The organism is Methylobacter sp., from assembly GCF_023227905.1.
Taxonomy (GTDB): domain Bacteria; phylum Pseudomonadota; class Gammaproteobacteria; order Methylococcales; family Methylomonadaceae; genus Methylobacter_A.
On record NZ_JALOCF010000093.1, the window covers coordinates 1 to 9,027 of the forward strand.

A 9,027-nucleotide genomic window follows, 5' to 3' on the forward strand; every position below is an offset into this window, starting at 1 on the left:
CGGGTAGTCACTAGCTAAATCAAAAGAGCGGGATAAGCATGTAGACCTTGTGGCGGAGTACTTGCGGACGCGGGTTCAATTCCCGCCGCCTCCACCAAAATTCTAAAACCCGCAAGCCGAAAGGCTTGGCGGGTTTTTTATTGCCCGACGGAATAAAAATAATTCAGTAACAATCTGTAATTTTCTGAATATGTTTGTTTTTTCGCAATAAACTCAAAGTTTTCCTGTACTGTAATCAGCCATCCGTCAGCATATAACGGAATTTTATCCATTCAATATGCTGGCCTTAATCATCTCCTGCAGCACTTCAACTTTATTGATCACGCAGTTTCTTCACTTGCGATGCCATCTATCAAAAAATTGGATCGGCTTTTAAGTCGCTTCAAAGGCAGTTGGCATCGATAGCTCAGTAGTGCGCTTTCTGATAAGTGATAATACGTATTGATTAAAAAAGTTGGACATTCTATTTTGTATGTTTGTACAGCAACACAGATTACGCTACAAAAACACTGATAGATTATGTATCTAACGATACTCAGGAAATTAGTAGATGGACATGGAAAACCCTATGTTGAAAGCAAATCGTTAGGTTCGGTATTGCAGACATAAACGGCGGAGAAGTGCTTGAGAGTCCACTGATTCATGTTGAGTGAGCAACCTTACAATTCATAGTGCCTCAAGGTTTTTACAAAATTGGACAGTTTGTCGCCCAGATAAGCGGGATAAGATACAACATTTACTCGGCTAAATTCCGAGTGGATAGACTTAATCTGCAAAAGCAAGAGCGGCTAATGCTTTAGCAGCCCGAATGAAAGTCAAATTTACTGTGTAAGACTTTTATTATGTCTACACAAGCCAATGTAGATAGAGTTAAAAAACAATAACTTGTTTCTAATCTCAACTATACGAATGTTAGGCATAGTGTAACAGCAGCCCCTTTGGGTTTGAGGTCGTCAAATTATTCCTTTATTTACCCCATTATAAAAGTGGCTATCGAGCATAAAAAATGGATTATCCAATATGATACAAGCCCGTGCCATACTTATTATGGCATTGATATTCCTATGCTTTTCAGTGTCGGCGGAACCCATTCATCTCCAACTGCGCTGGCATCATCAATTTCAATTTGCTGGTTATTACGCGGCGCTGGAGAAAGGTTATTATAAAGACGCGGGGCTCGATGTAACCATCCACGAAGGCACCTCGAAAAAAAAGCCGGTACAGGAAGTCCTTCAAGGTCATGCCCAGTACGGCGAGGCCAATAGCGAATTATTGCTGGAACGGTTGCGCGGCGCGCCACTGGTGGCTTTGGCTGCGATCTATCAACATTCTCCCTCCGTGTTAATCGCGCGCAAGAGTGCCGGAATTCATTCACCTGATGATTTAGTCGGGAAAAAAATCATGTTGATGGATCAAACTGTCGATGCTGATTTTGTCGCCATGTTCAATAATGAGGGCATAGACAAAAACCGCCTTCATATCATCCCCAGCAGTTATGAAATTCGTGATTTGGTTGACGGCAAAGTAGACGCGTTTAACTCTTACCTGAGCAACGAGCCTTATTTTCTAAAGCAACGAGGGGTTGAGTTTACCGTGCTCAACCCGCGCAACTACGGTGTCGATTTTTACAGCGACATCCTGTTTACAACGGAAGAAGAACTTAAACAACATCCCGAACGCGTAAAAGCATTTCGCAAAGCCAGCCTTGAGGGGTGGTATTACGCAATGAATCACCCGCAGGAAATCATTGACCTGTTGATCGATAAATACAAAGTCAACAAATCCAGAGACCATCTTGAATTTGAAGCCGATGCAATCAATTCATTAATAATACCGGATGTGATCGACTTGGGGCACATGAATCCCTGGCGCTGGCGGCACATGGCGGAAACATTCGTTAATGCGGGCATGGCTGAAAACGATAAGTTATTGCAAGGTTTTAGCTATGATCCTGATCCTAAAGCCGATCAAGAAAAGCTGATCCAATATGTCAAAATTGGCGTAATCGTCATCCTGATAACCAGCTTTATTACCTTAATCTTATTAGCTTCTTATAGGTCACTAAAACGGAAAAATAAAATAGCCCTGCGTAATGAAAAACTTTTACGCCTGGCGCATGAGACGGCAGGTATGGGTTATTACGTGATTGATCTAGTCACTGGTCATTGGGAAGGTTCGCCCTTGCTCGATAAGATTTTCGGCGTCGACGCGCACTTTGAACGGAATATTTCCAGTTGGGCAACATTGGTTCATCCCGAACATCGTCAGCGTGTGCTCGATCGCTATCAGGAAATAATTCGTAACCACGAAAGGCTTTTGCTGGAGTATGAAATTATCCGCCCAAACGATACCGATACGCGCTGGGTGATCGCTCATGGTTACATTGAATTCGACAAAGCCGGTAATCCTTTAAAACTGGTGGGCACCATTCAGGACATTACCGAGCGCAAGCAGACAGAAGAAATCATTGTCTGCCTTAATAAAAAGCTGAAAAAAAAGGTTCACAGACAGACCAATGAGTTAATTGCAAGTAATGTGAGTTTGATGCGGAAAGTTGAAGAGCTCGACCGTTCAAGGCACCAATTAATAGAGCGGGAAGCAAAGCTCAACTCCATTTTTAATGCGTCAGTGGAAGGTATTATTACTATTAACGTATCTAATATCATCGTATCTGCGAATGCCGCAGTAGAAACCATATTCGGCTATAAACCGGAAGAACTGGTTAACAGCAGTATCAGTAAACTTATACCATTACCAGCAAGGGCAATGAATGACAGCGCCTTTCCCAATGCATTAAAAACTCTCAACCAAATTCAAGAGATTGATGGTCTACACAAAAACGGTTCTTTAGTGCCTTTAGATATATCTACAGCGAAGTACTCAATCGATAATGAGCACTTTTTTACCCATATTGTGCGTGACGTAAGTATGCGTAAATATCAGGAACAGAAAGAAACGAAACATTTGAAGGAACTCGCTCATGTCACTCGCCTTGGGTTGATGGGCGAAATGGCATCCGGCATTGCGCATGAAGTCAACCAGCCTCTGTCTGCGATTTCCAGCTATACACAAGTCAGCTTAAACCTAATTAACGCAGAACTTCCTGATCTGATAAAGCTCGCCGAGATATTGCATAAAACACAGGATCAGGCTTTAAGAGCAGGGCGGATCATTCATCGGATGAGGGAATTCGTTAAATCTCATGCACAAAAGTGCTCAAGCGCCGACATTAATAAATTGGTCCATGACAGTGTCGGTTTGTGTATGGCTGAACTTAAACAAAACGATATAAAGCTGACATTTGAATTGGACAATAACCTGCCGCCTGTCCATGTGGATCAGATACAGATTGAACAGGTCATCATAAATTTAATCAGGAACAGCGTTGATGCCGTGAAAAGCTTAGCTGAAAAACAGCAGCGCCAATTAACTATCTCTAGTCGAATGACATTCAATAACAGCATACAAATCAGGGTGAAGGACAATGGGGTGGGAATTGATAAAGAGCAGCAACAAAAGATATTGACGCCTTTTTATACCACCAAGGCAGATGGCATGGGCATGGGGTTGTCGATCACTCGCTCACTCGTTGAAGCCCATGATGGAACATTGAATTTCAATAGCCAGCCCGGCAAAGGAACCACATTTTATTTCACTTTACCCATACAGAGAAATTCTGACAGCCACCAATAATAAGTCGTCTATCCGATTCATGTAGATGGCAATGAATTTTTAATGCGTAATTTGCCTAGCCTTGAGGCTGAACCAATAAGCCAAGCGCTCTTTTTCACGTACGCGGTTGCAGTAGTTTTGCCACCAAACCGGTCCAGCCGGTCTGGTGCGATGCTCCTAAGCCAGTGCCGTCATCGCCGTGAAAATATTCGTGGAATAACAGGTAATCATTAAAGTGCGGATCATTTTGCAGTCTTTCATATCGACCATATACGGGTCTACGCCCGTTTCCATCTTTGCGGAAAATCCGGGTTAGCCGCTTGGACAATTCATCGGCCACTTCATTGATAGATAGAAAAACGCCGGAGCCGGTCGGGCATTCTATTTTAAAGCTCTCGCCATAGAAGCCGGCGAAACGCCTGAGCGAATTGATCAATAGATAATTGACTGGGAACCAGATAGGGCCACGCCAATTGGAATTACCGCCAAACATGCCGGATTCGGCTTCACCCGGCTGGTAGTGCACGCTCATCGGCGTGTTGACACAGCTAACTACGTAAGGCTTACCATGATGCGCCCGCGATAAGGAACGCACGCCGTAGTCGGATAGAAACTCAGTCTCGTCGAGCATGCGTTGCAACAGCTTCTTTATCCGGTGACCGCCAAGCAGGGACAGCAAATGGCGGTTGCCTTTTCCCGGCACGTCCCAATCGGCAACTAACGAAGCCAAATCGGGACGGTAATCGAGGAACCATTTCATACGGCGTTTGAAGTCCGGCAGCTTATCCAGTAATTCGGGTTCGATGATCTCTACCGCATAAAAAGGAATCAAGCCAATCATTGACCGTACTTTGAGCGGGATCATTCCGCCATCCGGAGAGCGCAGGATGTCATAGAAAAATTGGTCCTGTTCATCCCAAAGACCGATACATTGCTCGCCGCCTATGCTGGTCATTGCTTTGGCGATATAGAGGAAGTGTTCGAAAAACTTGGTGGCGATATCTTCATAAGCACGATCATGCAACGCCAATTCCAGCGCAATGCGCATCAGGTTCAGGCAGTACATCGCCATCCAGCTGGTACCGTCGGCCTGGTCGATACGGCCGCCGGCAGGCAACGGGGCGCTGCGGTCGAATACGCCGATATTATCCAGGCCGAGAAAGCCGCCCTGGAAGACATTGTTGTCGTCAGCGTCCTTACGGTTGACCCACCAGGTAAAGTTGATGATCAATTTGTGCATGATCCGTTCCAGGAAGTCGAGATCGCCAGTACCATCGGCGCATTGGCATTCGGATTTATAGACCTCCCACGCGGCCCAGGCATGAACAGGCGGATTGACATCCCCCAACTTCCATTCATAAGCCGGTAACTGGCCGTTAGGATGCATATACCATTCCCGTGTCATCAGCAGCAGTTGGTTTTTGGCAAAGGCTGGGTCGATCATTGCCAGTGTTACGCAATGAAATGATAGGTCCCATGCTGCATACCACGGATATTCCCACGTATCGGGCATAGAAATGACGTCGGCATTATTCAGGTGTTGCCAGTCTTTGTTGCGTCCATGGCGGCGCTTTATCGGCGGCGGAACTGTTGCCGGGTCGCCTTTCAGCCATTGGGGGATGTCGTAGTAATAAAACTGTTTGCTCCAGATCATACCGGCCAAGGCTTGGCGTTGGATCAGTTGGGCGTCGGCATCCGTCAAAGCCGTTTGTAGCTCGGCATAAAAGTCGTCAGCCTCGCTACGGCGCGCACAGATTAGGGTATCGAAGTCATTAAAGGGACGTAGGTTTTGACTTTTGCTCAGGCGCAAACGCACTTCCACCTTATCGTGAGCCGGAATAGAAAAGCTGAAATGCCCAGCCGCCTTGGTGCCGTTTCTTTGCGGATTCACGGCATGCTGGTCGCCGTGGATGATGTATTCATGGAAGCCATCCTTGAAATAACCGGCGGCTTGTTGCTTATACAAATGCGGCAGATTGGTTTCGTTGTCGCAGAACAGCAGGTTGGGATCACCGTCGAAATAACAATGATAGCTGCCCAGTTCTGCGTGTTGAACTAGGATGCAGTCGGTTTCGGCCGCCGAAAGTGTCGGGCGAGTGGCATCGTAGCCCCAGCTCCAGGTGTTGCGAAACCAAAGCTGCGGCAGTATATGTAGCGGGGCAGCGTCTGCGCTGCGGTTATGCGCGGTAATTAACATCAGGATGTCATCAACGCCGGCCTTGGCGTATTCTATAAACACGTCAAAGTAACGATCGTCGTTAAATATGCCGGTGTCCAGCAGCTCGAATTCCGGCTTGTCTCTACCGCGCTTGCGGTTATGTTCGACCAGTTCCGCATAGGGAAATGCCTGTTGCGGATACTTGTACAGCATTTTCAGGTAAGAGTGGCTGGGCGTTGCGTCGAGATAGTAATAAAGTTCCTTGACGTCTTCGCCGTGGTTGCCTTCGCCATTAGTCAATCCGAACAGGCGCTCCTTGAGTATCGGGTCCTGTTCATTCCATAAAGCCAGGCCCAGACACAGTCGCTGCTTTTCATCACAGAGACCTGCGATGCCGTCCTCACCCCAGCGGTAAGCTCGGCTGCGGGCTTGGTCGTGGCTAAAGTAGTCCCAGGCGTTACCGTCTTCGCTGTAGTCTTCGCGCACCGTGCCCCATTGACGCTCGCTCAGGTACGGCCCCCATAATCGCCATGCTGCTTCGCCGCTACTTTGCACTAGCAGGCGATGTTTTTCAGCATTGGCTTGGGATTTGTTGGTTGATTTTGTCATGCTGTTTGCCTCAATGACATTACGATCTTTTGGGAAATAAGAGCAAAGACTCAATAGGCCCTCTGAATAAATGCCGGTAAGGAGACGTAACGGCGCCGAAAGCTTTCTATTAGTGTTTATTTTTCAGGGTATTCGCAAACAGAGATTACGGAACAATGCCTCCAAGGCCTTGTTGCAGCTTAGGAGCAGACGGATTTTTAAATTATTGAACTGTATGAGTGACATTATTAAAATTGAGTAAAACTGTGCTGGGATGTAGTCCCTGGGCTTTTTCCATGTGGAGAAATGTCCCGATTGTTATTATTGTTGTGCCTTGTCTCGACAGAACGCCGCTGTCATGGGTAGAGTAGGAAAGCCAACAGTAGTCGCTTTACAAGGGTTTGAGCAGATTTTGGATCTTCGGTAACTGCTTCTCGCATCCGTGCAAGTTGTAAAAGCGTCTACTGTTGGTGATTGGCGGTTTGCTTTATTAGAAGCAACAATGCAAAACGCACTACATCGCTAAAATCAAGGGCTTCACCTGGGAAGTGAGAATATCCTCAACAATATTAGCGATAAGAAAACAAGCCCGTTTAAGGTTGATAGCATGATGCGGGCAGGACGGAAGATAATATTTTTGTAGAACATAGTTAGTGTCCTCCTGTAGTAATCGCCAGTCAGTCTTGGCCTGACATTACTTTCCTCTTTGCTAAAAACAAAAAAGCCGAACTACCTGTATGACTTTCTTTTAGTCACTTTCGGCAGTCCGGCTTTCCTATTGATTAGGATCCGCGACTTTCTGCTCCTGTCTTTCGGCAGGATTGGCTTTATCGTATGTAGCGCAAGTGTGAGTCAGGATTAGATAAATGTCTATTGATATAAATACTTAAAGTATTTTGCGTAGGTTTTTTGGATAGTGTTTCGACATTGGCATGCATGGCATTAATGGTGTCTATATTCGGCAAGTTGGCTGCCGCCATGTTTTTGGAGCCATTTACGAGTTAGCCGTTAATTTACATTTATATTTTCGGCTAGTAATTCCAATATTGCAGCATCACAAGCCCCGCATCCTGAACAAGCGCCGGTCATTCTGGATATGCCGTCAAGATTGTCGACCCCATTATTAATAAGCTCCTTAATTTGCCCTTTAGTTGTTCCGCTACAGTGACAAATAACATCCTGTTTTTTATCCCGATTAAGATCATTCATATAGAGTGCTTGGGCTTCTGTATCGCTCTGTATTCATGCGGTTTGGTTTATGGCAATGATTTTTAGGCCTGATTAAAACCCAGTTCATGCAATTGCATGTTGATAATTTTAAGCGCAGCCAATACCGCCGCAAAAACCTGGTTGGAATGCACGGCGCGAGTCTTGCGTAGCTCATTGCCGCAATCCCAAGTGATAACACACTCGGTTAAAGCGCTGGTATGCCCGCCTTTGGGTATCCGTATTTCAAAATCGGCCAGTGCGGGCAGGGTGTAGTTATGCTGCTTCATGATCTTGTTGATGGCATCGACAAAGGCATCGAAGCCGCCGTTGCCGGAGCCTGAGGCAAGATGTGTCGTGCCCATGACTTTTATTCGCAAACTGGCGGTCGATTCTAAATCGAGGCCGCTGGTGATCGAACAGTTGAGCAGCTTGATATGCTGGTAACTCTTGCTTTCCAGTACGTCGGCAATGATAAAGGGCAGGTCGTCGGTAGTGATGGTTTGCTTTGAGTCGCCAAGGCTGACGATCCGGGCCAGCACTTTTTTCTGGTTCTCTTCCGACAGGTCGAGTTCCAGCATTTCCAGGTTTTTTTTCAGCGACGCCTTGCCGCTCATCTTGCCCAAGGCGTAGCTGCGGGTGCGGGAGAAACGTTCCGGCCCCAATTTTGTTTTGTACAGTCCGCCCTTTTGGTCGCCGTCGGCATGGATGCCGGCGGTCTGGGTGAAAACATCGGCACCGACGATCGGCGCATTGGCGGCGATGCGTTTGCCGGAAAAGTTTTCGACCATGGAGCTGATGCGGACGATATGGCTTTCATCGATAGACAGTTGTATGTTCATCTTATCGCGCAACACCACGGCCACTTCAGCCATTGAGGCATTGCCCGCACGTTCGCCAAGGCAGTTAACGGTGCAGTGTATCGCATTGACGCCGGCGCGAACCGCGGCCATGACGTTGGCGGTCGCCAATCCGTAATCATTGTGCGGATGAAAATCGAATTGTATTTGTGGATAGCGGATGCACATGTCGCTGAAGCTTGAGAATACTTCATCTGGCGATAAAACGCCGAGGGTATCGGGCAGCATGAAATGACTGATGCCGACGTCCTTCAGGTTGTCCATCAGGCCGTAAACATAACCTGGGTTGTCGTGATAACCGTTTGACCAGTCTTCCAGGTAGACGTTGACTTTCAGTCCTTGTTCCAGCGCGTAGTTAACGGTTTGCAGTACATCTGCGGTATGTTGTTCTAGTGTTTTGCCCAGCTGTACGCGGCAATGCTTTTCGCTGCCTTTGATCAGCAGGTTGATGACTTCGCCGCCGGTTTCCAGTATCCAGTCGACGCTACGCGTATGGTCGACAAAGCCCAGGACTTCAACGCGTCCGGCAAAACCTTCCTGTTT

At 46.9% G+C, this 9,027-nt stretch carries 4 protein-coding genes, 1 other RNA gene and 1 riboswitch; of the genes, 2 read left to right on the top strand and 3 right to left on the bottom strand.

Annotated features, from left to right (window positions below; genetic code table 11):
* Both ssrA and M0R47_RS20970 read left to right on the top strand, forming a co-directional pair.
* Positions 1-97: a transfer-messenger RNA gene (gene ssrA / locus M0R47_RS20965) on the top strand; the annotation flags it as partial.
* A gap of 923 nt (positions 98-1,020) precedes the next feature.
* The gene (locus M0R47_RS20970) at positions 1,021-3,693 is read left to right on the top strand and encodes an ABC transporter substrate-binding protein (RefSeq protein ID WP_292558307.1); all 2,673 of its coding nucleotides are present in this window, start codon (positions 1,021-1,023) and stop codon (positions 3,691-3,693) included.
* A gap of 94 nt (positions 3,694-3,787) precedes the next feature.
* Here M0R47_RS20970 and M0R47_RS20975 read toward each other — a convergent pair whose 3' ends face one another.
* The 3 genes from M0R47_RS20975 to M0R47_RS20985 form a co-directional block, all read right to left on the bottom strand.
* Positions 3,788-6,439, bottom strand: a complete 2,652-nt coding sequence (locus M0R47_RS20975; protein WP_292558308.1) for a glucosidase — start codon at positions 6,437-6,439, stop codon at positions 3,788-3,790.
* Positions 6,440-7,175: 736 nt separating this feature from the next.
* A riboswitch (cyclic di-GMP riboswitch) is annotated at positions 7,176-7,254 on the bottom strand.
* Positions 7,255-7,426: 172 nt separating this feature from the next.
* Positions 7,427-7,627, bottom strand: coding sequence for a (2Fe-2S)-binding protein (locus M0R47_RS20980; protein WP_292558309.1), 201 nt, complete (start codon positions 7,625-7,627; stop codon positions 7,427-7,429).
* Positions 7,628-7,689: 62 nt separating this feature from the next.
* A partial coding sequence (locus M0R47_RS20985) for an alpha-isopropylmalate synthase regulatory domain-containing protein (protein ID WP_292558310.1) occupies positions 7,690-9,027 on the bottom strand: 1,338 nt, incomplete at its 5' end.

Coding starts and splice junctions, on each gene's coding strand:
- M0R47_RS20980 (WP_292558309.1), bottom strand. CDS start 7,627: ATGAATGATCTTAATCGGGATAAAAAACAGGATGTTATTTGTCACTGT.
- M0R47_RS20975 (WP_292558308.1), bottom strand. CDS start 6,439: ATGACAAAATCAACCAACAAATCCCAAGCCAATGCTGAAAAACATCGC.
- M0R47_RS20970 (WP_292558307.1), top strand. CDS start 1,021: ATGATACAAGCCCGTGCCATACTTATTATGGCATTGATATTCCTATGC.